At 37.4% G+C, this 1,990-nt stretch carries 3 protein-coding genes; all 3 read right to left on the reverse strand.

The window, feature by feature from the left end; translation table 11 throughout:
- Positions 1–200: 200 nt before the first annotated feature.
- Positions 201–545: a hypothetical protein gene (locus ACYQ11_RS21905; RefSeq protein WP_459925965.1), complete on the reverse strand. Its 345-nt coding sequence runs from the start codon at positions 543–545 to the stop codon at positions 201–203.
- A gap of 532 nt (positions 546–1,077) precedes the next feature.
- Positions 1,078–1,470: a hypothetical protein gene (locus ACYQ11_RS21910; RefSeq protein WP_459925966.1), complete on the reverse strand. Its 393-nt coding sequence runs from the start codon at positions 1,468–1,470 to the stop codon at positions 1,078–1,080.
- Positions 1,471–1,556: 86 nt separating this feature from the next.
- Positions 1,557–1,990: hypothetical protein (locus tag ACYQ11_RS21915; RefSeq protein WP_459925967.1), on the reverse strand; the 434-nt coding region annotated here is incomplete at its 5' end.

The raw sequence follows: 1,990 nt of genomic DNA on the forward strand, positions 1-1,990 counted from the left end.
CGAGATTATGCCGATCAATAATCAAATCAACAAAACGAGATAACACTGCACCAAAACCGATTGACTCAGGTAATGTAAGCACATCCTGATCAGCTCCGATACAAAGGCATATTTCCTTCTGTATTCTACTAACAGTATACATTCTCTACAGCTAACGCATGCTTCAGGCGCGGCGTTTAGCCGTCGCCTGCAAGCAATTGTTAACCCTTAATCCTATACCATTTTTTAAGTTCATTACTCAAAGATGGATTTTCGGAAATTATTTCTTCCATGCCATTTGGGAGTTCAGTTGTTTTGCTTAAATAAACCAATTGATTTAGAAGCACAAAATATCCTGAAAGATATTTATTATCGTTTCTTACTTGGTTGTATTTCTGACAGATAGCCTCCAAAACCTCAAAAGCATCACCACCATGTTTATTGATCAGTATTAAATCGAAAGCACCAATTGTGTAGGTTTCGCAATGTTCATACTTCGGAACTTTGCCATAACCAATGTCTTTTGCAGCACTCAATAACTTTTCAATAATATCATTCATATTCATTGAGGGGTTAACGCTACCCTTCACCAGCCGGGCGGCGAATAGCGACACCGGCCAAAAGGGTAAAACAGTTTGAATTACAGCACCTTCCGAGAACGGCGCGACGTAGCCCGGTCTGAGTGCAAGGGTTTGTTAGCAATTTGATGGATTATAATTACATTTTGGACAATCTTTAAATGAAAATAACCATGATAGCCAACTATTATGATTTTGTTTGGAAATTGAAAACCAAAACAATTTTAAACCACACTTTGGACACCGAATAAACAAGCAACCAAATATTAAAGAAATAATTCCAATAATTAATGATATGAGAATCAATTTTATTACAGAATCTTCATCAAGGTATTCATAAAAACTGTTTTGAAAAATTATAATCAAACCGGAAATTAGTACTGGCATCATTGATACAACAAATTTCCATATTTGATTTGAGGCTCTAATAAAACTCATAATAATGATTCATTAATAATTGCTAACGCTCCAAGTCAGGGGCGCATGGAGCAACGCGGAATGCGTCACCTGCACTTGGTTGTTATGAAATAGTTGATTTTGCAAGCCTACCAGAAAACCAATCATCATAATCAAATTCTTCTGTATGCTTCAAAATATCCTTACTTCTCTGTTTCCATTGTTTAATAAATGGATGATAGAATTTTTCTGAATGCTCCAGAAGTGTTTCTATTTCCATTGTATTGCGTGAACTTAATCGGCCTCTAACTGCTTGGCCGACAACGACGTATAATATATGCTGAAAATACTCTTGTTGGGGACATTTGTTGTCAGAAGCCAAAGTTAAGATCAAATCAGAATATATTAGCCAATTAACAATTATGTCCCAGTCTTGAACGGGTTCATATACATTATATGAGTATGCCCATGTTTCAATTTCTTCATATGAAGGATTATAAGGGTCATTAAATTGCATATTTTAAAATTTTCATAACGCATGGTTCAGGGGCGCTTGGAGCGCAGCGGAAAGCGTCACCTGCAACCAATTGTTCTCCCATCAAATTATTTTATAGATCCTTCAATACGAAGGAGGTTTGCTTCAAAAGTATTGCCAATACAGTTTTCATTTATGATTCGAATGGCATCTGAAGCAGAGCCTATTTCAACATCGGGAACTTTTCGGACAGACACCTTGGCATTTGGGTGTTCAAGGCAGCACTCACAACTTATCCGAAGTCCTTTATGGACCGGGAAATAAGTATTAAAAACAATCGAATTAGTCCCGCAAGCAAGCTGGGGTTCAACTTCTGCAAGAACCAAGGAAATCCCGCCAATCTCAGGAACAATACCTAATCGCTTCTCGAACTCTAATCGAAGCTCCGGAATGATTTCTGGGATTGCAGCCCAGATTACATCAGAATTTCGATGCTCTAAGAATTCGTCACATAGCTTCTTAAGTATATCCTTGAGTGCCATAAATTTCCTATACGGGAGAA

Source organism: Desulfatiferula olefinivorans, from assembly GCF_054657895.1.